A 25,257-nucleotide genomic window follows, 5' to 3' on the forward strand; every position below is an offset into this window, starting at 1 on the left:
TTGAAGCTGGTACTATTTACCTTTAAAATAATATGGAGCCTGTTCTTACAAATGTAATTATGGATGCGCTTCGTTAAATTTGACATGTCAGTGAAAAGTTTCACTTAGTTTTTCATTAAGTGATAATTATCACGTTAATGTGTTTTATGACACGCTACAATGGTCGTAAAGGAACAAATTTTAAGTAAATAGATGAAGGGGATAGGAATCATGGCTTATAATAAACCGCAGCAGATTGCCGCAGTCACGGTCGAGAACGGCATAAAAAAGGCGCACAATCCTTTAAGCACCGTACTAATTCTGGGCTTTTTGGGAGGAGCGTTTATCGCGCTCGGATTTTTACTGGATATTCGCGTCATTGCTGGCGCACCACATGAATGGGGATCCATCGCTAACTTTATTGGGGCAGCTGTCTTCCCTGTTGGATTGATTCTAGTACTGCTTGCAGGGGGAGAACTGCTGACAGGCAATATGATGGCTGTGCCACTTGCTTTTATGGCGAAGAAGATATCCTTCTGGGAAGTGGTTAAGAATCTCGTATTGATTACCCTGAGCAATCTAGCGGGAGCTTTGTTTGTAGCTTACTTTTTCGGTCACGTGGTGGGTTTAACCTCTGACGGTGTGTATTTGGAAAAATTAGTGGAGATGGCAGGACATAAGCTTGAGGCAGACTTCTTGCCGGCATTTGTTTCCGGTATCGGTTGTAACTGGCTTGTAGCTTTGGCGGTATGGCTCTCCTATGGAGCAGATAACTTCAGTGGCAAAATCCTCGGTATCTGGTTCCCAACGATGGCTTTTGTAGCTATCGGCTTCCAGCACGTTGTAGCCAACATGTTCTTAATTCCGGCAGCTATTTTTGAAGGTTATTTTTCATGGGGAGAGTACTTCAACAATTTTGTTCCGGTATGGCTAGGAAACTTGACGGGCGGTGCGATCTTTGTTGCGGCAGCTTATTGGATGGCTTACCTGCGCAAAGAGCCTGCATCTATTCAGTCCGTGGACAGCATGTCCGGCAGCGGTGTAAAAAAACACGCCTAAACCTATCTTATAGAGCACTCCTTAGAATAGTTGAGGGGTGCTTTTTGCTGTATAGACAAATAAAATCCGCCGTGATGTATCCGAGCTCGGGGGAACGAATTCGGATGCACAGCGAATTTTAAAAGGGGGAGTGTTTCTAGGCTCTATTACCCCGACTTTGTAATAACGAAACACTTCATTATTGTTTAGTCTACTTTACGGACGACAGCGGCAACTATAAAATATAAATAGATAATAGAAATAGGGAGGAATGCGGACGTGAAAGGTGCTACTTTTTTCTCAGCTACGGCAGAAGTTAGTCCTAAATAAGAGGTAAAGTATACTGAGACTTTATCACGATAGCACGTCAATGCGTCCGCTTGCCCTGAACCCTGTTTTGGGATAATACTGGATGGAATAATGACACATATATTACAGGGGATGTACACTACTTATGAAGTTTTTACAGAATTATCCTAAAGAAGTTAAGATATTTTTAATTGCTAGTCTTATTAATGCAACGGGTAGTGCACTGATGTGGCCATTGGTTACAATGTATGTTTTTGATGAGCTTGGACGCAGCATGTCGGATGCCGGATTAGTGATTCTTATTCAATCAGTTGGAGGAATTGTGGGTCAACTACTCGGGGGCTCACTCTATCATAAGGTAGGCGTTAACCGGCTGATTGTTGGAGCGCTGGGCATGAATGCACTTGCTCTGTTCACTTTGCCGGCAGCAAGTAACAACTGGACGTTATTTATGGTCGCGATGGGACTGGTAGGGCTCTTTAATTCACTGTCCTTACCTGCGATTCAGGCATTTATCGGCTTTCGTTTTACGAAGCAGCGCGGAGAGCTGTTTAATGTTATTTATGTCGCTAATAATATTGGTGTAGCACTGGGTACGGCGTTAAGTGGTTTTTTGGCCGATATTTCTTATATGCTCAGCTTTGTGATGAACGGCGTAACTTCAGCGGTATTTGCGGTATTCTTTTTTGTATATCTCAAGAAAGTCGGAGGAGATTCTTCACAGGAGGTCGCAGAACACCAGAAGGCTGGTCCTGACAAACAATCTACCTGGAAGCTAATGGGGCATACACGAATTTATCTTTATATGGGTATTGCCTCGATGTTCCTACTATTAGGGAACTCTATCTGGAATACAGGGGTATCTCCGTTCATTATTTCTGAGGGCTGGCCTAAGAAGACTTATGGTTTTCTCTGGACGCTTAACGGAATTCTCATTTTTGCAGCTCAGCCGCTCGTAACAGTAATTAAACGCTGGTTCGCATCTACCTCAACGGCGCAAATGACAGTAAGTGCTCTATTTTATTTGGGTGGGTATGCTGTTCTTTTATGGATGCCGACTTATTCAGGTCTAGTGCTTGGGATGGTACTCGCTACGCTTGGGGAAATGCTGATATCTCCGGCCATGCCTTCCTTTATTTCGGATCATGCAGGTCGCAGTGCTCCTTTCTATTTAGGGCTAAGTGGAGGCATGGGGGCAGTCGGCAGGGTGATTGGACCATACTTAATGGGTAGGTTATACGATAGTGGAGGCTTAGCGCCTACCGCATGGTTGGCATGTGCGATGGCACTGCTGTCCGTAGGATTCTTTATCGTTCATGCATATATCAACCGCCGAGGAAATTCATTGGAGCGGTCAATAGGATAGTTGAGAGTTGAGCATAGTGGATTCAAATGATCTACTGTGAATTCTATAGAGGTGCAAGGCAAGGGGTGTACATCTTTATGAAACTTAGCAACAGGGATAGGTTTATAATAAGGTTCTCAGAGATTAAAGACGTGCGGGAACTGATTCATCTGGATCATATGATCTGGACGGAGAACACTAGCCCGGGGCCATTAATGTGGCGTTCCCAAGAGGATTATCTACTGAATGCTCCCCCGGGTTCGCAGCTAGTAGCACTAAAGGATGACAAGCTATGCGGATATGTTGGGTTTGGCTGCCCTAGTCGAATGGAGAGTAACAGGCATGTGTGCGAGGTCAATATTGCTGTTCATCCGGATTATCAACGTTTAGGTATTGGCCGGCAGCTCATAGAGGCTATTAAGGAACATGCCGCAGATAACGCCATTCGTAAGCTGCGTCTACGCGTATTATCCTGTAATGAATCAGCGCTTTCTTTTTATCGTAAATGCGGGTTTGTGGAAGAGGGACGTCTGCGGGAGGAGTTTTATCTTGGCGGTCGATATGTGGATGAAATCTTTATGTGCTGCATGCTGACAGGAGGAGAAGGATATGGAGATCATCTCGCTTAATGTGGGGCGGCCGGTAACAGTGGATTATCGGGGGAAACCTTTGGAGACTGGGATTTATAAAATGCCTGTCGAAGGATCAGTTCAGTTAAATACTAATGGTTTTATCGGAGATGGTCAGGCGGATCTGAAACATCACGGGGGCCCTGACAAGGCAGTTTGTGCCTACCCCATCGAGCATTATCCCTACTGGGAGCAGCAGCTTGGGAAGAAACTGGAATACTCTGCCTTCGGGGAAAATATAACAATTGCCGGCTTATTAGAGACAGATGTGTGCATTGGCGATGTGTACGAAATAGGTACCACTGTGCTGCAGGTCAGCCAGCCACGTTATCCTTGCTTCAAAATCTCACAAAAGCATGGCCCGGCAGATCTCCCGGCTCAAGTGCTGGACACTAGATATAGCGGATTTTACTTGCGTGTGCTTCGTGAAGGAAAGATCTCCACTGGAGATAAGATTGTCAAAAAAGAAAGTGGAGCTGGCGGTGCGTCCGTGGCGCATGTACTACATTTAATGCAAGTAGGGCTGCAAGAGGAAGCTGCACTGGCAGCTCTTGCGGAGCTAGAAACTCTCTCCGCCGTAGTGCGGAACAAGTTTCGAAAACAGCTGGGTCTGCCGGAGAGTTAAACACTATCTACAAACCAAAATAAGCCTGGAGGCGTATGCCTTCCAGGCTTATTTCTATTTATGAGCTTATATGTTGCTTGCTTAGCCTAACTTAACCGAGCAGCTGCCATTCACTACGTAATAAACCGTATACGGCATGGTTGACGTAGCCGTCAGGCAGTTTCTCTGACTGTCTAATCACACCCTCAAGGACAAAACCAAGCCGTTCCGGGATCGCCCGGCTGGAAACATTTCCGGTCGCGCAGCGAATTTCTACACGTTGCAGCTCCATTTCCAGTAGTGCATAGTCTACTAGAACCCGACAGGCACTGGTCATATACCCTTTACCTTCATATCCTTCACCCAGCCAGTAGCCGATCCCAACAGATCGGTTATGCCAGTCAATCTGGTGATACCCAATAACACCGGCGAGCTCACCGCGAACCCATAGTCCAGCGGTAAAAGCACCATTGTCAGTGCTTTGTTTAACCGCATTTTTGATGAAATTTAGAGTGTGGGCCTGTTCCGTAACGGCATCCACCCAAGGGAGCCATTGTCGTAGTCGTTCCCGTGAGTGCTCTACTAACGCGAACATGTGCCGAGCGTGCTCTGGCATTAGCGGCTTTAACATCAGCTCTTCATCAATGACATAATTAAACAAGCGGTTGCCTCCTTTTCGGCACAAGGCCTTATGTATGATTATGGATTATTTCTTATGATTATCATGCTACTCCATCGCCCTGACAGAAGTCAAAAGGTCTAAAGACACTAAAAAATGATCCGTGCCTTGTGCCCCCTTTTATTGAACAATCTACGGTTAACGGGTATATTAGTAGGAAACATGTTTATACAAGAAGTAGTGTAACACTACAGAATGAAAGGTTGATAGCTGTGGAGAACCGTAGCACCCCCTCCAATTTTATTAAGAATGTTATTACCGAAGACCTCCGTACCGGTAAAGTAAAGGAAGTTATCACACGCTTTCCGCCGGAGCCGAACGGTTATTTACATATCGGACATGCCAAGGCGATCTGGATTAACTTTACACTGGCGGACGAGTTCGGTGGCAAGACTAACCTGAGATTTGACGACACGAATCCGGCTAAAGAGGATACGGAATATGTAAACTCGATTCAGGAAGATGTAAAGTGGCTCGGTTATGAATGGGAAGAGCTGCGTTTTGCATCTGATTATTTTGAGGAAATGTACAAACGTGCCGAATTATTAATTACAAAGGGCAAAGCCTATGTCGATGACCTCAGTGCGGATGAAATTCGTCAATTGCGTGGAACGCTGACGGAACCAGGAAAGAACAGTCCGCATCGTGATCGTAGTATCGAAGAGAATTTGGATCTGTTCCGGCGTATGCGTGCAGGCGAATTCAAGGACGGTGAGAAGGTTCTTCGCGCCAAGATTGACATGGCGTCACCGAACATTAACCTGCGTGATCCTGTAATTTATCGGATTACACATGCACATCACCATAACACAGGCGATAAATGGTGTATCTACCCAATGTATACCTTCGCTCATCCGTTAGAAGATGCTATTGAGGGGATTACTCACTCCCTTTGCTCGCTCGAATTTGAAGATCAACGTCCATTCTACGATTGGGTTGTAGCGGAATGTGAGATGCCAGCTGTCCCTCATCAATATGAATTTGGTCGTCTGAATCTGGCTCAAACGATGACTAGTAAGCGTAAGCTGAAGCTGCTTGTAGACGAAGGACATGTGGATGGTTGGGATGATCCACGGATGCCTACGATTTCTGGTCTACGCCGTAGAGGATATACGCCGGAAGCGATTCGTAAATTCGTGTATGAAGCGGGTATCTCTAAGAGTCAGGGTCTGGTGGACCTGCAAATGCTGGAGCACTTTATCCGTGAGGATCTTAAGCTAACTGTACCGCGTACTATGGCTGTGTTACGACCGCTTAAGGTTGTTATCACCAATTATCCTGAAGGTCAAACAGAATGGCTTGAAGCGGAGAATAATACAGAGAATGAGGAAATGGGCGTACGTCAAATTCCGTTCTCGCGTGAAATTTATGTTGAGCGTGATGACTTTATGGAGAATCCGCCGAACAAATATTTCCGGTTGTTCCCTGGTAATGAAGTACGTCTGAAGCATGCTTATTTCATCAAATGTAATGAGGTTATTAAGGATGAGAATGGCGAGGTAGTGGAGCTGCATTGTACGTATGATCCAGAAACGAAGAGCGGAAGTGGATTTACAGGCCGCAAGGTAAAAGGTACGTTGCACTGGGTTGAAGCTAGCCAAGCGGTTTCAGCGGAATTCCGTCTATACGAGCCTCTGATTTCTGCTGAAGAAGCGGATGAGGCTGTGGAGGTTGAAGGTTTAGATTCCTCGGTAGAGAAATCGGAGCCTAGCTTCTTAGATCAGCTTAATCCTAAGTCCATAGAAATTCTGCAAGGGTTTGTTGAACCTGCGCTTAAGGATAGCGTGGCTCAGGATAAATTCCAGTTCTTCCGTCATGGCTATTTTAATGTGGATAGCAAATATTCGGCGCCTGGACATCTCGTATTCAATCTTATCGTTTCACTGAAGAGTTCATTTCAGCCTCCTAAACAAGGCTAAACAGATAAATTAATCAAGGTAACAACAAAAAGCAGGCTCAAACGTCCCGAATAGGTACGTTTGAGCCTGCTTTTTGTTGAATTATAACGCTTCGATGTCGAAGATCTCTTCATCTTCCTCTGAAGGGGGGCGATACCCTCCACGGCTAACAAAGAGCCACATGAAACCAAAGCCAAGCGTTCCAATAAGCGTCAAGAATACACCCGTCTGATACATGCTTTGTGCACCCAGATACTGATACATCCAACCTCCGAGAATACCTCCAATGAAACCGGATATCCCACTCCAGCTTAGGGTGTAGAGCGCTTGTCCGGAAGAGCGATAAGGACGTGGAATCAGGAGCATCGTCAATTGGGTACCTACATAGAAAAAGCCGCCGAACGTTATGCAGTGTAAAATTTGAATGAACACCACTTGAAGGGCAGTAGTCGCATCAGCCATAAACCACCAACGCAGAACGAACAAACCACTGACCAATGCAAGCCAGCCGAGCAGAACAGAAATTTTACGTTTCAGGAACCGGTCACAGAGAACGAATACGCCTACCTCTAAAATGGAGGAGAGGAATACGGCAAGACCAATCATTTTTTTAGAGCCGCCCAGATCCGTAATATACAAGGATATAAATGTGGTGTTCATAGTGTTTGGAATGGATACCAGAATACCAAACAATAAAAAGCACAAGAAAAAAGGATTGAAAATCAACTTACTTAAGCCCTTATACGGCATCGGAGCTCTCATAATGGTATGGTTAATTTTAGGCAATACAAGAACGGATAGGATTGATGCACCTAGTAACGCTGTAAGCAGATAGGTCAAGATGGATACATCAGCCCAATCCAGGATAAAGCCGGCGACAATCGCAATCAGTGCCCACCCTATTGAACCCCAAAGCCGGAAAGAACGGAAGCGCTGATTAGTTCCATCAATATAGCTGAGAATCATCGTGTTGCTTTGAGCAAATAGTGGTCCTTGGAAGAAATAGAACAAAATAATGGCGTTGTAGATCGTTTCATATGTATTTGCTCGAAACATAAACTGTGAGAACACTAGCGTTCCGAATAACATTAGCAAAACGATACGCCGTATATTCTGAGAACGGTCTGTTAAGAACGCCCAAAATGGATTTGCAAATATGGATACTAGCGCTCCCATAGAGAATAAGACACCAATCTCTAATTTGTTCATCCCTACATCCAGCAGGTATAGTTGAAAGAAGCTGGTGAAGAGGACCATGGTTCCATATACAAAAAAATTGAACCATTTTAAAGACGTGATAGAAGATGGAATAACGCCTTTTCGCAAATGGTTCACTCCTTTCTCACTAAATATCTTGCATGGAGTAGAGTGGCCAATAGTAGGCCCTTCTATCACTGTAACACGTGTTGAAAAGGGATACAAACACCCTTTTTTACTTTTTTACATTATTTTGGGTTTTATTTATGTTTGAGACGATAAGCGACAAAAAATGCGTGAACGCGTGCGTAGAAGGTACAAACGCTAAGTGTAACGGGCGTTATTTTGGCCTATGACTATTCCCGCAGGATGGGAAATGACAAGGCAGTATTGTCTGATCGGCGCGTTTAACTTCAGTTTACAATCTGCAGATAGGATGGGTGTAAGGCGAGAAAGATAATACTAGCTTTTCTCGTAGAGCTATTAAGAAAAGGGGAGTCATTGTCATGAAGAAATCCGAATCCAAGCGAAAGATGGCGCTGAAGCCGTTCTTAACGCTACTAAGAGAAACCAAGCCTTCATACGGCTTATTGGCTATAGCCATTGCGTTAAGCATGATATCGACATTGGTTAGTCTGGTCATCCCGATGTTCACTAAGAACTTGGTGGATGGCTTCTCTCTGGCCTCCGTGAGCAAGCTGCAGATTGCGGGTATAGCAGCTGCGTTTATTGCGCAGACCATTGCGGGAGGGATCTCTATCTATCTGCTCAATTATGCAGGTCAGAAGATGGTTGCAGGTCTGCGGGACCGACTGTGGCGTAAATTTCTAGTTCTGCCTGTGGCTTATTATAATGACAACCGAACGGGAGAAAGTGTCAGCCGCATGACGAATGATACAGGGATCATCAAAACGCTGATTTCTGAACATCTAGCCAGCTTATTTACCGGAGTGATTTCCATTGTAGGTTCGATCTCAGTTCTGCTATTTTTAAATTGGAAAATGACACTTGTTCTATTCACTGTTCTTCCACTTTCTGCGCTGATACTAGTACCACTTGGGCGGCAGATGTACAAAATTTCCAAGGGAATGCAAGATGAGACAGCTTCTTTTACTGCTACACTTAGTGGTGTTTTATCTGAGATCCGTCTGGTCAAATCCTCAGGCGCAGAGAAAAAAGAGTACGAGGCAGGCAAGAATGGAATTATGAACCTGCTTTCCTTTGGTATTCGTGAAGGCAAGATTAGCGCGATGATCAGTCCACTCGTCTCCTTTGTTTTTATGATGCTGCTTGTGGTCATTATCGGTTATGGTGGGATGCAGGTATCTTCCGGCGTCTTGACGGCTGGAGAACTGGTCGCCTTTATTCTTTATCTTATTCAGATTATTATGCCACTTACTCAACTGACTACGTTCTTCACACAGATTCAGAAGGCTAAGGGTGCCTCAGAGCGTATTATTGAGACCTTGGCAGCAGAAGAGGAAGTATATGAGGGACAGGAAGAGGCAAATGGCACAGAAGGTCCGATCTCAGTAGAGGGACTAAGCTTTGGATATAAAAATGGTGAGAAGGTATTGAATGATGTAAGCTTCCAGATGCTTCCTGGTCAGGTGACGGCTATTGTCGGACCGAGCGGGGGCGGTAAGACCACGTTGTTCTCGTTGCTAGAACGTTTTTACGAGCCTCAGTCAGGTCTGATAAAGCTGGGTGACAAGCCAGTGTCTACATTCTCATTGCGTTCATGGCGGAAGCTTATAGGGTATGTCTCGCAGGAAAGTCCACTGTTGGCGGGTACGATTGCTGAGAATTTAACCTATGGATTGGATCGTGACGTTAGCAGGGAGGAGATGCACGCAGCAGCAGCAATGGCTTATGCAGATGGTTTTATTGATGCACTTCCTGAAGGATATAATACGGATGTCGGCGAAAGAGGCGTGAAGCTGTCTGGTGGACAGCGGCAACGGATTGCTATTGCTAGAGCACTGCTGCGGAACCCGAAGATTCTTATGCTTGATGAAGCCACTTCCAGTCTGGATAGCCAATCAGAAGCCGTGGTGCAGAAGGCACTGTCCAATCTGATGAAGGGTCGGACTACGATTGTAATTGCGCACCGTTTGGCTACTGTTGTAAATGCAGAGCAGATTATTTTTATGGAAAAAGGTCAAATTACCGGAATGGGAAGTCATGAGGAACTACTGGAAAACCATGAGCTGTATCGTGAATTTGCCACCCAGCAGCTACAGATGAATAACCCCGAGGTTCAGGACATTGAAGAGGAGGCTCCAGTGCTACATGACAAAAATACTAGTAGTGGACGACGATCCGCACATCCGCGAATTGGTAGAAGTATTTCTGAGAGCTGAAGGAATGGATGAGATCTATGGAGCTTCCGATGGACTGGAGGCTCTTCAGATTCTGGAAGGTAATAACATAGATTTAGCTATTATTGATGTGATGATGCCCAACATGGACGGCTGGGAGCTATGCCGGCGGATGCGCCAGAACTATGATTTCCCGATTTTAATGCTGACAGCCAAAGGGGAAACCTCACAAATTGTAAAAGGCTTTGAGCTGGGTAGTGATGATTATTTAGTCAAGCCATTTGAGCCGGTTGTACTTATTGCGAGAGTAAAGGCGCTGCTTAAACGATATCAGATTTCTGCCGCGCAAAGTGTGACCGTAGGCCGATTGCGTATGAATCGCAAAACCTACGAGGTCTCTTCAGAGTATGGGGAAATTACCTTGCCGCTTAAGGAATTTGAGCTGTTGTTTAAGCTGGGCAGCTATCCGGGGCAAACATTGACAAGAGACAGGCTGATCGAAGAAATTTGGGGTTATGATTTTGAAGGGAATGAGCGGACACTCGATGTGCATATCAACCGCTTGCGTGAACGGTTCAATCAGGATAACTATGGATTCGTTATTCGTACGATCCGTGGTCTAGGGTATCGGTTGGAGGGGCATGCATGAACTTGTTTAAAGATATTGTGAAGCATGTTTTGATGTTTATTCTCTTTCTTGCTGCAGCTGCGCTTTGCTGGACTGCGGCTTATTTTCTAATGAACCAAGTGAATGCTGCATATGGCTGGCCTTCCTCAAAGTATGTTTTGCAATTGGTCACCTTTCTAGTTGGTTTTGTGATTTTACTGCTGGTCTTTTTCTTATTTTCTATTTTCTTTCGTGGCTGGGAACGTGTCTTTTATAAATCGGTTATTGAAGGAATTCGCCGTATTTCCAAGGGAGACTTTGATGTTGTACTTGAACAAAATAGGGAATACCGTGAATTCGGCGAAATTGTAGAGAGTATTAACGAAATGGCTAGTGAGCTGAGTCAGATGGAAACCATGCGCCAGGATTTTATCTCCAATGTATCACATGAAATTCAATCCCCGCTAACCTCCATTCGAGGGTTTGCGCTTGCGCTGCAGGACGAAACCTTAAGTATGGAGAGTAAGAGGCACTATATTGATATTATTGTGGCTGAGAGTACCCGCGTATCTGGGCTCAGTGATAATTTATTGAAGCTATCAGCGCTCGAATCGGGTAATTTTCCGTTTGAAAATCAGGTTTATCGTCTGGACAAACAGCTTAGAGATACAATTCTGGCTTCTGAGCCACAGTGGCTGAAGAAAAATATTGAGGTAGAGGCCGAACTGGAAGAAGTGAATGTAACTGCGGTAAAAGATTTAATGACCCAGGTCTGGACCAATCTTCTTCATAACAGCATTAAATTCACTCCCGAGAATGGATGTATTCATATCAAGCTTCGAACGGTAGATGAGCGGGTAGAGGTGGAGATTCTAGATAGTGGGATTGGTATCTCTGAAGAAGACTTACCTCGCATCTTTGATCGCTTCTATAAGGCAGACAAAGCTAGAACAGCAAGCGGGGGCGGTAGTGGCCTGGGCCTATCACTGGTTAAGAAGATCGTTGAGCTGCATAACGGTAAAGTAACCGTGGCCAGCCGACCGGGTGAAGGAACGGCTTTTGTAGTGAGCTTGCCAATGCCAAAGAAATAAATCGGCATTGTTTATGAAAATATGAATATTTACATAAACATGCAACAAAATCCGACATGTCTTTACAATTTTCTACTATTCTAAATATAGAATCTACGAAAATCCAAAAGACATCGGAGGATTAATCATTTTGAAGAAGAGCAAAATTCGCGTTTTTCTAACTAGTTCGCTTGCCGTATTATTGTTAGCACCCAACTTTTCATTACAGACAGTTTATGGTGCTTCAGGAGAATCAGCGCCTGATATCACGTTTACAGCCTCTGAACATTCAGGGAAATGGATGACAGGTGAATACCATGCACATACGTTTGAATCGAACGATGCTCAGGAGTCATTGAAAAGTGTGCTCGATGCTGCATTTGAACAGAATGGTTTTGACTGGATGGCACTGGCTGATCACCTTCGGGTATCTGACCGGGATGATGAAGGGGTGAATCTCCCTGGCGGCTCCATTCCGATGTCTCAAGGTATTGTGGATTATCAGAATGAGAAAATTAAGAAGTTACAGGCAGAAGGCAAATATGCTGGGAAAATCATTTTTTCAGGCTTTGAGTGGGATATGCCCCAATACGATCATGCTGCAGTTGGGATTGTTACAGATCATCCAGGGTCCGCAGAAGCTTTGAAGGCTATTAATCAATTTGAATATTTATTTACTAATCGTGATGTAAGTATGTTCGATCCGGCAGATGTGGCTAAGTGGAGTGCGGCGGATACGAGAGCTTTTTCTACAAAAGAAGATACTCGCACAGCTATGAAATGGCTCAGTAGTCATTATCCAGATAGCTATGTACTGATCAATCACCCCTCCAGAAAAAATGGTACAAGCTCGGAGCTTAAAATAGAGGATATCCGTGACTTTAACAATATCGATCCGAATCTTGTCTTCGGCTTTGAAGGTATGCTGGGCAATCAGATGGCGAGTGACCGGGGAGAGACGCCTGAGACTTACGGAGGTACAGACGTCAAGGTTGCGCAGCTTGGAGGAATGTGGGACGCACTGCTGGGTGAGGGACGCAGATTTTGGAATTTTGCTAACTCTGATTTTCATTTCAAAACAAAAAATGATCAATTTTCCAGCGGTTACTGGCCTGGTGAATATTCCAAGAACTATACCTGGGTGGATGGCTCCGATATTAACGCTGTCGTAGATGGCATGCGGTCAGGGAAGTCCTTCTCTGTTTTTGGGGATCTCATCAACGCATTAGAGTTTAAAGTGTCTGGAGATGGACAAGAGGAAGAAATGGGTGGCGAACTGGACGTAAAACAAGGCGACGACCTAGAGCTTACGATCCGTTTCAAAAGTCCACCGCAAAATAATAATGGCGACGCCGTTAAGGTAGACCATGTAGATTTGATCTCCGGTGAAGTCCATGGCAAGGTTGATCCAGGTACACCTGATTACACCAAAGCGACTAACGATACAACAAAAGTGTTGAAACGCTTCACAAGCGAGGACTGGACTACAGATTCCGAAGGCTACAATGTTATTAAGTATAAGTATAAGGTAGAGGCAGCGGACAAGGATCGTTATTTCCGGTTAAGAGGGACTAACCTTGGAACTGATGTTGCGGGAGAAACGGTTAACGGTGAACCGCAGATTGATCCAAAAAATAATACCGTCGATAACCTGACTCGTTTCGAAGAAATCAACGCCCGTAATTATAGTGATATGTGGTTTTATTCCAATCCGATTTTTGTGGATGTGGAGTCGTACAGCGATCAGCAGGCAGTTAACGATACTATGACTGCATTAGATCTAGGAGACACAAGCGCAGTAACTTCTGATCTAACGTTGCCTACCGAAGGCAAACACGGGACAAGTATTGTGTGGAAAAGCTCCAATCCGGTTCTAATGACGAACGAAGGTAAAATCATCTACCAACCTAAGAAGGATACGAAGCTGACCTTAACAGCTACAATTCAGCGGGGATTGGCTACGGAAACGAAGGCTTTTGAAGTAACGCTAAGCGGAGATGATAGTATCACCCCATTGGCGCTTCATAGCACATTAAAGACTGAGAACGGACAAGCTTATTTAAGTGGTGACTGGACGAATCAGAGTGTTTCGGTAACCGTGTATGCTAGCGTATATATTCCTGGTGCAGATGTATCCATTCAATTAGCGACTGATGTAAACGGAAATTTCCTGCCCTATGAAAGTGGGAAAGTGGTTGAGATTTCGGAAGAAGGCCAACATCAACTGCAATTCAAGGCAACAGATTCTTTAGAAAATAAGACAACATTGCCGCTTGCTGTGAATATCGATCGTACAGCACCTGTGATTACCCTGAAGGGGGATAGCCGTCTTAGTCTGACCCAAGGGGATGACTTCAAGGACCCGGGCGCAGACGTTACTGACAAGGTTGGGATCGCAGGCTCTATCCTGGTGACAGGAACAGTGGATGTTCAGACTCCAGGAACCTATACACTGAAGTACAATGCGACAGATTTGGCTGGCAATGCAGCTACTGAGATTGTACGCACAGTAGTTGTAACTGCGGGCACTAGCAGTGGAGGGGGGAATAATAACGGAGGAGGCAACGGACCAGTTGCAACTCCAGCTCCTACCGCGGCGCCATCTACTACAGAGAAGCCTTCTACAACTCCGCATGTGGAATTGGAGGTAAAAGCACAGCAGGGAGGAACGGGCACACTTAAAGACGTGGGCAGCTTTACGATTCCGGCTGGAGCGTTGTCTGGTAACAGCGAAATTGCCTTTTCGGTTATTGCTGCTGATGAGACGCCAGTAATGGGCGCTCTCCAGGCTGTGAGTGCAGCAGTAGAGCTTACTAGTGACAAGGCAGGCATGCTCAATAAGCCTGTGGAACTGTCCCTCAATTACGATGCGACCAAGATTACATCGGGGCATAAAGCAGCTATCTACTATTACAACGAACAGCTTAAAAAGTGGATTTATGTTGGTGGTCAGAGTCAAACGGGTGGGACTATAACTGCAAGCTTAAATCAGCTTGCCAAATATGCTGTGTTTAATTATCAGGCCCCATCGATTACCGATTTGAATACTCATTGGTCCACGGCGTTTACAGACCGTCTAATCGGTATGGGCGTCATGAAAGGGTACGAGGATCATACCTTCCGTCCGGATGAGGATGTTACTCGGACACAGTTCGCTTCTATGATTGTACGGGCGCTTGGTTTGCAATCAACAGGTAGCACAGTGAAATTCGCGGATCAAAGTGCGATTCCAGCTTGGGCTGCAGATGATGTAGCAGCGGCGGTAAATGCCGGAATCCTTCGTGGATATGATGTGAACGGCAAAATGTTCTTCGAGCCTTCAGAAAAGATTACCCGTGCCGAAATGTCAGTTATGCTCGCGAATGCTTTGAAGGCTAATGCCCATAAGCAAACGGATAAAGAGGGGGACTTCGCGGATATTACCTCCATTCCACAATGGGCACAGGCATCTGTAAAAGCGGGTGTTGAAGCGGGTATTTTGGGTGGATTCGAGGATAACACATTCAGATCTGAGAACAATGCTACAAGAGCGGAGGCAGCAACGACGCTTTACAAGCTGCTCGAGGCTCTATATCTATAATAGTGGATGGTGAAGGCTATCCTTTAATCTCTAAATGAAACGCCGCTTTTCCCAGATGGCTTGGGGAAAGCGGCGTTTTTAATGAGACGGACTAGCCTCCAATTTGAGACATACGCCGAGCCGTCGGCGTGTGGCTTTGTGCTTTTTTCTCCAAGGCTAATGCCATTTCGTGGTTATGTGGCTTGTTACCCAGAGCTTTGCGGAATAAGGCCTGCACTGCTGCGGGATCGCTTATTAGGGGGCGGACATTGTACTCATCTTCCCAATACAGACAAGCTTTGATATGGCCATCTGCTGTTAGTCTTAGTCGATTGCAGTTATCGCAAAAGTGATCGCTTACGGGATGGATTAATCCGAACGTTCCTTGCGCTCCAATAACCCGCCGATTCTGGGAAGGGCCATTACCAGATGGCATCTCAGCTTCCTCGGTTTCCCAGCCGGCTGCAGTACAAGCTTCTATTACAGTTTCCAGCGGCAGATAGGATTGGCGCCAAGAATCAGTAGCACTTCCGATGGGCATATATTCAATAAAACGTACATTTAGTGGACTGTTCAACGTAAGGGAGATGAAGTCTTTGATCTCGTCATCATTAATCCCTTTCATCAATACAACGTTAAGCTTGATCGGCTCCAGCCCGGCAGCTTGTGCTGCCTCGATCCCCTTTAGTACCTTGGAGACCTCACCGCCGCGTGTAATCATAGAGAAGCGATCTTGCCGTAAAGAGTCCAGACTGATATTCATCCGTGATAACCCGGCTTCTTTTAGCAGCGCTGCTTTAGCTGGAAGCATTAATCCGTTCGTAGTCAGTGAAATATCGTCGATTCCCGGAATGGCGGATATCATAGTTACTAACTTCTCCAGGTCTTTGCGTACAAGAGGTTCTCCACCTGTTAGCCGTACCTTGCGTAATCCAAGTGGTGCTAGCGATTCCACAACTGCGGTGATTTCCTCATAGCTCAGAATCTCGTCCTGCGGCTGGAATTCCATCCCTTCCGCTGGCATACAATAAATGCAACGCAGGTTGCAGCGGTCGGTAACCGAAATGCGGATGTAGTCATGTAAACGTCCAAAAGGGTCCATCAGCGGCTCCATAGCGTTGCTCCCTTCATTTGTTGGTGTTTTGAATGCTTCCCGCCTTAAAAGGAGGCGAAGGTGTTTATACTTGTTTAGAATTTTAAAGATCGCTCGCGGGTACGTCAATGAGTAAACTATTGAACGGGTTAAGCTCCCCCTATTTGAATAAGGAGGGTTGTGATTTAATTGCATAATAATGGACAAACTAAATAGAATGACAAAGCCGAAATAGACTTGCGAAAATGTGACAAAAGTACGACAAATGAAGTGATTAGTCATAGAATGCTCACGGAAAGCGTTTTTAATATCCGATATAATCTAGGTGCGGATTACTTTTACGTTCACTTTTGCGAAAACAGAAAGGATACCGGAAATTGCACGTCGATCATGTGACGGTGTGTGACCGGGAAACCCAATGAGGAGGATTTGCAAAATGACTATGCAAACTGTTCCATCGCTCGCCGTGCCGGAGGCATTTAGCCATTGGTTGGAAAGTCGGGGATTAATATATCAGCTTTTAGTGGATTTTTTGGGTAGAAAACCATCACTCTCACTTGTGGCTCAGTGGAGCCGCAATCGCAAGATGAGTGTTGCTGCAGAGATGACGGAAGGCGGACGGGAACTGAAGCGCTATCTGAGTCAGGAACCGAATAAGCTACCCCATATATGTGAGAAAGAGACCCAAGAGTATAAACGGCTTATGCACGAACAGACAGTAAGCTCTTTTAAATTACGTGAAGCTGCTATTCTGGGTCGTTCTGAAGATTTCTGCAACGTGCTTGCTGATGTGTATACTTCCGCAGGAATTGTATTTAACAAATGTAATGGTGAAGCTGATGATCATATTGCTATCGAGCTGGAATTTATGGCAGTAATGCATGAGCGGATGTTGTACAATAGCTTCTCAATTAGAAGTGCTATGGATCTACTTGATATTCAGGTAGCCTTTTTGGAAGATCATTTACTGCAATGGACTCCACAATTCTGTGAGAAGTTAAATGCAGCAACGAATAGTACGTTGTATTTGGGGCTTTCCCATATGCTCGCTGAGTTTCTACCCCTTGATCTGCAAATGCTGCGTTCCTGGAGAGCTTCGCTGGAGAGCAGTGCAACAGCAATGGTATAACAACACTATAATGCAGAGCCCGGTCTATAAATTAGGTCGGGTTTTTCTTGCTGTGGAAGTGTAAATAGTGATTTAAATGGAGGTCCAAGTAAAAAAGAAGCTGCCCCAAAAGTAGTATTCACTACTTTGGAAACAGCTTCTTCATTTAGCAGGTGTACTTGATATGCATCAAGTGTTCTAGTCAATTACCTTTTTACTGCGGAATTTCATCAGGAATTCATACACGACTGGCACTACTACAAGTGTCAGCAGTGTGGAGCTGATCAAGCCGCCGATAACGGTAACGCCTAGCCCTTTGGAGATGATCCCTGCACTGTTTTCAAGTCCTGTAACCAGTGGCAGCAATGCACCAATCGTTGCAAGTGCAGTCATCAGGATTGGACGTAAACGTGTGCCGCCTGCTTCAAGCAAGGCTTGACGTGTGGTCATTCCTTCTTTTTCCTTATGAATAACGCGGTCGATGAGGACAATCGCATTCGTGACTACGATACCAATCAACATCAGCGCACCCATGAGGGAGGAGACGTTTAAGGTTTCCCCAGCGATCAGAAGGGCTACGAGTACCCCGATAATGGTGAAAGGAAGTGAGAACAGGATAGCAAATGGAGCTAATCCACCGCCAAACGTAACCACAAGCACGAAGTATACAATGGCAATAGCCGCCGCCATAGCAATACCTAATTGACCAAATGTGTCATTGATCTGCTCGGTTACACCACCGAAGCTAACTGTCACGCCATCAGGTAATTCCATAGCATCTATTTTTTCCTTCACGAGGTTTGAAGCACTATTGACGTCACTTGAAATAATCTCGGCAGTGACATCCACCTTCATTTTACCGTCCATCCGAGTAATCGAGTCAGGGGAAGAGCCGTTTTCAATTTTAGCGACTTGCCCGATTGGCACGGAAATGCCTAGTGGTGAAGTCAATGTAGCCTCTTCCATTTCTTTAATACTCTTATACGTTTCTTTATCAGTTTCGATATAGACTTTGTAGTTCTTGCCGTCCATTTCTACTTCTGTGAGTACTGGACGTGTACCTGCAGGAGCAAGCTTCATCGCAATTTGTCCCGCTGTAAGTCCAAGGGAGCTAAGCTTTTCTTGATCCGCTACAATCGTATATTGATCGTAAGCTTCTTTGAGACTTGTTTCGCCATCCTTGAAATTAGTGGTGTCAGCCTGTACGATCTTGGCGATCTCATCCGCTACCGGCTTAATTTGATCTAGTTCGTCTCCGAATACATTCACGGTTAACGTGCTTCCACCCATACCTCCGCTCATCATCGCGGACATATCGCCCCACACACCATCTGGGACTTCTGCGGTTAAGCCTTCGATCAACTTCTCTTTTACATTTTCGAAATCAGGAGTATTACTATCGTAAACGATGAAAAAGAGTCCTGAGTTGCTGGATCCGCCCATACCCATCGGGCCGCCGCCACCAATGGAATATTGCATTTTATCTACATGCTGCTGCGCTAAAATATATTTCTCAGCTTTCAGGCCTTGTTCTTGAACTTCTTCAGTTCTTTGTCCAGCCTTCGGTGAGTAGGTTAGCATAACCGTTTTATCCTCTTGGGAAGGCATAAAGCTAACGCCGATAGGCTTGATCAGGAACAAGCTGCCCGCTAGGAGCAGAACCGCTACTCCGAACGTAACGAGTTTATGGGAAAGACACCAGTTCAGAATCTTTTGGTAACCGGCAGACATTCTGTCTGGTTTCTCACTATGCGTCTTCTTACCTTTCAATCCGTTGCGGAACAGGGAGTGTGCCATTGCAGGAACCAGGGTAATCGCAACTACCAACGAAGCGAGCAGGGCGAAGACCATGGTTAAAGCGAAAGGCAAGAACAGCTCTCCAACCATACCACTTACTAGAGCAAGCGGTAAGAATACCGCGATGGTTACAATCGTAGAGGACATGATTGGTACGAACATTTCACGAGTGGCTGCACTGATTAATTCCCGGCCTTTTAGCTTCTCGCCAGATAACGAGAGTCGCCGGTATATGTTCTCTATGACTACAATCGAGTCATCGACTACCCGTCCGATGGCAACGGTCATCGCTCCAAGGGTCATCATATTCAGTGTGATATCCATTTGACGCAGACATAACACTGCGATCAGTAGTGATAATGGAATTGAGATGATAGAAATGATCGTCGAACGAATATTCCGCAGGAAGACCAAAATGATAATTACTGCGAAAAGGGCACCAAATACTGCCTTGGACAGCATTGTATTTACGGAGTCCTCAATTGGCTTACCTTGGTCAAGCAGAACTGTTAGATCGATGCCTTTATATTGTGCTTTTAATTCTTCAGTTTTGTCTTTAACGCCATTTACGACATCAACAGTGTTGGCATCATTGGCTTTGACAATCTGGATACCGATCGATTCTTTACCATTCGTACGGGAGATAGATTCAGAATTCCCAACAACCTCAATCGTGGCAAGCTCTCCCAGCTTCACGGTTGGCAATCCCATATTTGCAGCTCCGCCAGCAGCGCCTGCACCAGCAGCACTTCCAGCACCTGCATCGGCAGCGCCAGCTCCAGGAGCCCCAGCGCCAGCAGCACCAGCAGCACCAGTTGGCATTACTGGAATGGTCACATTTTTAAGATCTTCAACGGTGGTGATGTTGCCATCCACGACAACTGCCTTTTGAGCTTTGTCCATCTCGAACAGTCCTAGTGGAACACGGAGGGAAGAGCCTTGAATGATCCCTTTAACCGTATCTTCGGTCAGTCCGTATTGCTTGAGCTTCTCTTGATTGAACTTAAGCGAAACTTCTTTGACGTATTGTCCAGAGATTTGAATAGAAGCAACACCCTCAACATCTTCAAGGGCAGGGCGAATATCGTTCTCGGCAATACGGGTTAGTTCCTCGAGATCTTCTGAATCCCCATTCGATAAACTAAGGGAGACGACAGGCATTGAGCTAAGGCTAAAACGGGAAATGGAAGGCTTTTGCACATTGTCTGGCAATGAGACCTCATTCAGCGCTTCGCGAACAGCTGCTGTAGCATTATCCAGATTCGTTCCATAATCAAACTCGATTTGGATACTGGAGGCATTCTCCAGAGAAGTGGAGGTGATTGTTTTTACACCATCCACATTGCGTAGCTTTTGCTCCAACGGTTTACTGACGTCATTAACGACGCCTTCTGGTGCAGCCCCCGGATAAATAGTTGTTACGCTAAGATAGGGTATACTAATATTAGGTAAGGTTTCTTGCTTCATTGTCAGTCCGCTATACAAACCGGCAAATACAATAATTATCGTCAGAAGCCAAATGGCAAATTTGTTCCTGAGCGAGAAATTAATTAAGCTTTTCATAAGTGTTGTTTCTGCTCCTCTCGGGCCTTTTCTTTACGAAATAGGGCGCCATTTTGAAAATTTATAATACTCGCTATCCATGTTCTTCTCTCTCACGAACTCTTTATAGAGCAATTAACGAAATAAGCATGAATGATTTGAAAAAGAAGTAACCAGCTTTCTCAATTCTTCCAACGGTCTAGTGAGCTCTGAGCAGGATTGGAGGTTGGACAACATCCCCTGTATGATTGCTTTGCGTGGGTGTGGTAAGAGAACTTCGCCTTCTAGAATGTTGAGTGATTCCAGCAAATCGGCTGACTCTTCCGGTTCTATACTATCTAATTTACTAACCACAGTCTTCATGTCCTTAATGATCTGCAGTGGATTCTTGCGCTTACTCTCCTCATTCTCCTCCATCCAGCTTGCAAGAATGGTAGAGTTGATGAGAGGGGCCTGCTTACTTGTAAGAAGTCCAGCTACAATAATATCTAGCAGATTCATTAGATGATCAGCCATAACGGCAAGGGACAAGTGGGTATCCTGACGAAAAATAACCGCAATATATGACTTGATTAGTCCATGACCTACAATACATAAATCTCCGGTATAGGGAACGATGTCTTTTCCATAAAGGGTCTCCATCTTCACCTGAAACCAGCGCAAGAAGGAAGCATTGTTTCTACGTAGCCATTCCGGTACTTCAGTATCAAATCCTTTTCCGGCAACTTCCTGAATTTGACGCTGTAAGAACTCCCGTAATTCGTATACATGGCTCAGTAGAATTTCTATTTGATTCCTAAGCTTTTCACGCGGTGTTCTTTGGGTTTCTTGTTCTTCACGTAATAAGGGATCACGAATCATTCGGTAACAATAGAGAAAAATACTGCGTTCCAGTTCTTCTTTGGATTTGAATACTAGATACAAGCTTCCCTTCGAAATTCCGCATAATTCGGCGATCTCTTGCATGGACGTGGAAGAAGAGCCTTTCACAGCGAATAACTGCATGGCGATCTTAATAATCTGTTCCTGCTTGTCCACAGTTTTATCGCTCATTGGGGGATAACCTCCTTTCTGACTACCCAGTTCTATAATTGACTAATCGGTCAAAATAATTATATTCGATCCATCCTGTCATTACAAATTTCAGAACAGAAGGGTTACAGTTTTGTTGTAAATAGATTTTTACACAGTAATTGTCTAGGAAGATATAAGTTCTTCATGTAATATATAAATGTGTCATTTTGGTGTTGCTTTTATGAATAAGAAGGTAGGTACAATATGAGAAGAGGACTTCAATCTATAATTATTATTGGGGCTTTCATAGCATTTTATTATTTTGGTTTTGGTATTTTTGGGAGTACTGCTGGAACAATTATTAGTATTTTCTCCACACTGACAGTCGTTTCAATTAGCTTAGCTATTTTTATGGAGAACCGTAATCCTTCTACTACGATGTCATGGATTCTTTTGCTTGCGTTGATCCCGGTGCTCGGTTTGGTCTTTTACTTTCTATTTGGACAGAATGTATTTAAACGTCGTAAATATGATAAAAAAGCACAAAGAGATCTTATGGCCTATGAGCGGATTGAGAATGACGCTTTGCGTACGCATCAAGATTGGTCGGTCTTTGACCCCTCGCGTCAAAAACTACTATTATTATCCAAGACTCTAGCACGTACTCCAATTTCCTTTGCTTCAGAGACGCGTATCCTAACCAATGGTGAAGAGACGTTTGGGACATTACTGCTAGAGCTGCGACAAGCGAAGCACCATATACATATGGAGTATTACATTTTCCGTGCAGATCACATTGGAACGCGTATTCAACAGATTCTGATCGCGAAGGCGCGTGCGGGAGTGTCTGTCCGATTTATGTATGATGCTGTAGGTAGCTTTCAACTCTCCAGAGCCTTTTTGAAGGAGTTAGTTGATGCTGGAGTACAAGTGGCATCGTACGGTAATTCCACCTCCTTTTTCTCTAGCCGGGTTAATTACCGGAATCACCGAAAAATCGTCGTCATCGACGGTGATGTCGGGTTCATGGGTGGACTCAATGTGGGCGATGAATATCTAAGCCGTAGCAAAACTTATGGATTCTGGCGTGACACCCATATGTTAGTTAGAGGTGAAGCGGTACGGACGATGCAAATCATCTTCTTGCAAGATTGGATGCATACTACAGGTGAAAAAATACTGGAGCAGGATTATCTCACACCACAGCTACACTTTATGACAGGGGACGGAGCAGTACAGATCATTGCGAGTGGGCCGGACAATGAACGCCGTGCACTCAAAAATATATTTTTCTCCATGATCACCTCAGCTGAAAAATCAGTTTGGATTGCCAGCCCTTATTTCATTCCGGACGAGGATATCCTGACTGCGATACGTGTAGCGGCTATATCTGGTCTAGATGTTCGCTTGTTATTCCCTGCTAAGCCGGATAAATGGATTCCGTTTCTGGCTTCGCATTCTTATTTCCCGGCATTGCTGGAGGCTGGAGTGAAGATTTATGAATACGAGAAGGGCTTTATACACTCTAAGCTGTTAATCGTGGATGGTGAAATAGCGACTATTGGTACAGCAAACATGGACATGCGGAGCTTCCATCTTAACTTTGAGGTAAACGCATTGCTTCTTCAGACAGAGAGTGTTACACGAATCGTTGCTGATTTTGAACGCGATTTATTGTCCACCACTCAGATTGTGCATGAGACCTTTATGAATAAACGCATGGTGGTACGTATACTGGAATCTGCCGCCAGATTAATGTCTCCACTGCTATAACTTCATTACAGATTAAACCACCGCGGAGGGTGCTGCCTTCTCTGCGGTGGTTTTTGTTTAAAAAGTAGTAAAGCCCAGGTTAGTCTGCAGCCGGAACAGGATGTACTTGAACCAGGTCACATCGCTCTGATAGGCCTCAAAAGGTAAAGTGAACGCATGACCTTCATTATTCCACAGCCGATTGAAGTAGGCTTCCATTTCTGTATAAAGCGGCTGATCTCGATTCATAGAAATCCACAGATCATTCTCGAGATTGTAGTCATCCAGATTACGTGTGGTGAAATTGGTAGAACCACCAAGAATGATAGATCTCTCGGTTTGTTTGGCGATAAAGAGCAGCTTCGGATGATATTGCTCTTTGGTTGTATTGTACCAACGAATAGAGATTTCGCCGTTCGTACGCTTGTTCAGGTCCATGGCAACTGGACGGTTAGGGATTCCGATTTTATCACGACCGAAGGCGTTCTGGTTTGGATCTAGGATCAGGTTTACCTTAGCCCCGCGTGAAGTAGCCTCTACCAACGCATCCAGAATGGCATCATCAGCAAGGTAGAACATCCCCATCCATACGGTATCCCCCTTCTGGGCGGACCTAATGCCTTGCAGCGCATATTTGTATACCTTTCCTTCTGTTAAATAGCGAACTTCTAGAGCTTCCGCTGATGGTAGGTTTTTTTCTTGGGTGAAATTGGGCTTATGAAGTAGCAATGGATCTGCATCTGAAAGATTGGCTGCCGCCTGCTCGGTCTGGAGAATATCGGCAATAATTGGACCTTGTACCTCCAAAGCAATATTGGAGTGGTAGGCGCTGGCATCGTGAACATTTCCAGAGGAAATTAGTGCAGTGTTCTCACTGACAATTACTTTGCGATGGTTCGCCTTCACATTCAGCAGCTTCAGATAAGATCGAGCGGTAATATCCGGTCCACCACTGGCCATAAGATTGGGGATAAAGCCCTTACCGGATTGTCCGAACCATTGAATGAAGGTGCGCCAGACGGCTGAATAGGCAGGTGTAGAATCTCGCAGCGCATTTACATCGGTCATGATGACTCGGATCCCCACGGCCTTCATTTCTTCCAGAAGATGATTGGGTGCTGAATTGTAATTGGTATTGACCTCATCGGTAATGAAGACAATCTCCATTTCGGGATAGGCTTGCTTTTGTGAGATTAATTTATCTGTCAGCATTCGACTGACAGGAGGGAACGACTGATCCTTATGGGTATAATCATTAAATAGGAAGAGGTCAATGACTAAGAACTCCCTAGATTCCTCGATGATATGTAGCATTCTGGGAAGAATTTCACTCTCTTGCTTACCTGTGTCCGTACCGTCTGGATAGGTTAGGTCATGCCAGAAGGATACATTATTCACTTTGTATATGGGACTTTCATAGGAAATCCCTACGGGTAGAGGTTTATGTGTCTGGTATATCATGACGCCGGTTAACCAGAGAATTAAAATGACGCAAGCCCATATCACTCGTTTGCGGCGTCGTGAAGAGGTGCGTTTCTTTGGAGCAAAAGCATGGGTTCTATCTTGTATCGCTTGGGGCTGAACGGGTTGTTCACGATCTGATCTCATCGGAAGTTCCTCCTGAAAGTATTGCAGAGCACTTCCTTTATAATTATTATGCTCCGGCGTGTACCAACCTATTAACACCTAGTGGGTAGAAATGAAGCAGTCTCCTTA

17 protein-coding genes are annotated in these 25,257 nt (G+C 45.0%); 11 read left to right on the forward strand and 6 right to left on the reverse strand.

All coding sequences use genetic code 11. The features are described from left to right. Positions 1-210: 210 nt before the first annotated feature. The 4 genes from MKY52_RS10885 (at position 211) to MKY52_RS10900 (ending at position 3,925) form a co-directional block, all read left to right on the forward strand. Positions 211-1,038: a formate/nitrite transporter family protein gene (locus tag MKY52_RS10885; RefSeq protein WP_042192534.1), complete on the forward strand. Its 828-nt coding sequence runs from the start codon at positions 211-213 to the stop codon at positions 1,036-1,038. Between the two features lie 433 nt (positions 1,039-1,471). Beyond that, a complete protein-coding gene (locus MKY52_RS10890) occupies positions 1,472-2,692 on the forward strand; it encodes an MFS transporter (protein ID WP_076118992.1) in 1,221 nt (406 codons plus the stop codon). 77 nt (positions 2,693-2,769) lie between these two features. After that, a complete protein-coding gene (locus MKY52_RS10895) occupies positions 2,770-3,300 on the forward strand; it encodes a GNAT family N-acetyltransferase (protein WP_339267645.1) in 531 nt (176 codons plus the stop codon). Beyond that, on the forward strand, positions 3,281-3,925 hold the full coding sequence (locus MKY52_RS10900; RefSeq protein WP_341051346.1) for an MOSC domain-containing protein: 645 nt from the start codon (positions 3,281-3,283) through the stop codon (positions 3,923-3,925). The genes MKY52_RS10895 and MKY52_RS10900 overlap by 20 nt, the downstream gene beginning before the upstream one ends. A gap of 91 nt (positions 3,926-4,016) precedes the next feature. On the opposite strand, the gene MKY52_RS10905 is transcribed toward MKY52_RS10900, so the two are convergent. Further along, the gene (locus MKY52_RS10905; protein ID WP_076285633.1) at positions 4,017-4,565 is read right to left on the reverse strand and encodes a GNAT family N-acetyltransferase; all 549 of its coding nucleotides are present in this window, start codon (positions 4,563-4,565) and stop codon (positions 4,017-4,019) included. 230 nt (positions 4,566-4,795) lie between these two features. Between MKY52_RS10905 and MKY52_RS10910 the strand changes: the two genes are divergently transcribed. Then, positions 4,796-6,502 carry a glutamine--tRNA ligase/YqeY domain fusion protein gene (locus MKY52_RS10910; RefSeq protein WP_341051347.1) on the forward strand — a complete coding sequence of 569 codons (1,707 nt, stop codon included), beginning with the start codon at positions 4,796-4,798 and terminating at the stop codon, positions 6,500-6,502. Between the two features lie 81 nt (positions 6,503-6,583). Here the strand turns inward: MKY52_RS10910 and MKY52_RS10915 are convergent, their stop codons facing one another. After that, entirely contained in the window at positions 6,584-7,816 is a 1,233-nt protein-coding gene (locus MKY52_RS10915) for an MFS transporter (RefSeq protein WP_371915739.1), read from the reverse strand. Between the two features lie 368 nt (positions 7,817-8,184). Between MKY52_RS10915 and MKY52_RS10920 the strand changes: the two genes are divergently transcribed. From MKY52_RS10920 to MKY52_RS10935, 4 genes are all read left to right on the forward strand, one after another. Beyond that, on the forward strand, positions 8,185-10,041 hold the full coding sequence (locus tag MKY52_RS10920; protein ID WP_341051349.1) for an ABC transporter ATP-binding protein: 1,857 nt from the start codon (positions 8,185-8,187) through the stop codon (positions 10,039-10,041). After that, complete coding sequence (locus MKY52_RS10925; RefSeq protein WP_076285637.1) at positions 9,971-10,648, forward strand: response regulator transcription factor; 678 nt, start codon at positions 9,971-9,973, stop codon at positions 10,646-10,648. The genes MKY52_RS10920 and MKY52_RS10925 overlap by 71 nt, the downstream gene beginning before the upstream one ends. After that, entirely contained in the window at positions 10,645-11,697 is a 1,053-nt protein-coding gene (locus MKY52_RS10930) for a sensor histidine kinase (RefSeq protein ID WP_341051351.1), read from the forward strand. Before MKY52_RS10925 ends, MKY52_RS10930 begins: the two co-directional genes overlap by 4 nt. 130 nt (positions 11,698-11,827) lie before the next feature. Then, complete coding sequence (locus MKY52_RS10935; protein ID WP_341051353.1) at positions 11,828-15,256, forward strand: S-layer homology domain-containing protein; 3,429 nt, start codon at positions 11,828-11,830, stop codon at positions 15,254-15,256. A 91-nt stretch (positions 15,257-15,347) separates the two neighbouring features. On the opposite strand, the gene moaA is transcribed toward MKY52_RS10935, so the two are convergent. Then, complete coding sequence (gene moaA / locus MKY52_RS10940) at positions 15,348-16,349, reverse strand: GTP 3',8-cyclase MoaA (RefSeq protein ID WP_341051355.1); 1,002 nt, start codon at positions 16,347-16,349, stop codon at positions 15,348-15,350. 415 nt (positions 16,350-16,764) lie between these two features. On the opposite strand from moaA, the gene MKY52_RS10945 reads away from it, so the two are divergent. Next, entirely contained in the window at positions 16,765-17,457 is a 693-nt protein-coding gene (locus MKY52_RS10945; RefSeq protein WP_042192508.1) for a TorD/DmsD family molecular chaperone, read from the forward strand. Between the two features lie 177 nt (positions 17,458-17,634). Here the strand turns inward: MKY52_RS10945 and MKY52_RS10950 are convergent, their stop codons facing one another. Continuing rightward, positions 17,635-20,796: an efflux RND transporter permease subunit gene (locus MKY52_RS10950; RefSeq protein ID WP_341051357.1), complete on the reverse strand. Its 3,162-nt coding sequence runs from the start codon at positions 20,794-20,796 to the stop codon at positions 17,635-17,637. Positions 20,797-20,910: 114 nt separating this feature from the next. Continuing rightward, the gene (locus MKY52_RS10955) at positions 20,911-21,828 is read right to left on the reverse strand and encodes a TetR/AcrR family transcriptional regulator (protein ID WP_341051358.1); all 918 of its coding nucleotides are present in this window, start codon (positions 21,826-21,828) and stop codon (positions 20,911-20,913) included. Between the two features lie 225 nt (positions 21,829-22,053). Between MKY52_RS10955 and cls the strand changes: the two genes are divergently transcribed. Then, positions 22,054-23,562 carry a cardiolipin synthase gene (gene cls, locus MKY52_RS10960; protein ID WP_076285643.1) on the forward strand — a complete coding sequence of 503 codons (1,509 nt, stop codon included), beginning with the start codon at positions 22,054-22,056 and terminating at the stop codon, positions 23,560-23,562. A 57-nt stretch (positions 23,563-23,619) separates the two neighbouring features. On the opposite strand, the gene MKY52_RS10965 is transcribed toward cls, so the two are convergent. After that, the gene (locus tag MKY52_RS10965) at positions 23,620-25,149 is read right to left on the reverse strand and encodes a phospholipase D family protein (RefSeq protein WP_341051359.1); all 1,530 of its coding nucleotides are present in this window, start codon (positions 25,147-25,149) and stop codon (positions 23,620-23,622) included. Positions 25,150-25,257 lie beyond the last annotated feature (108 nt).

The organism is Paenibacillus sp. FSL P4-0184, assembly GCF_038004625.1.
Lineage (GTDB): Bacteria > Bacillota > Bacilli > Paenibacillales > Paenibacillaceae > Paenibacillus_AQ.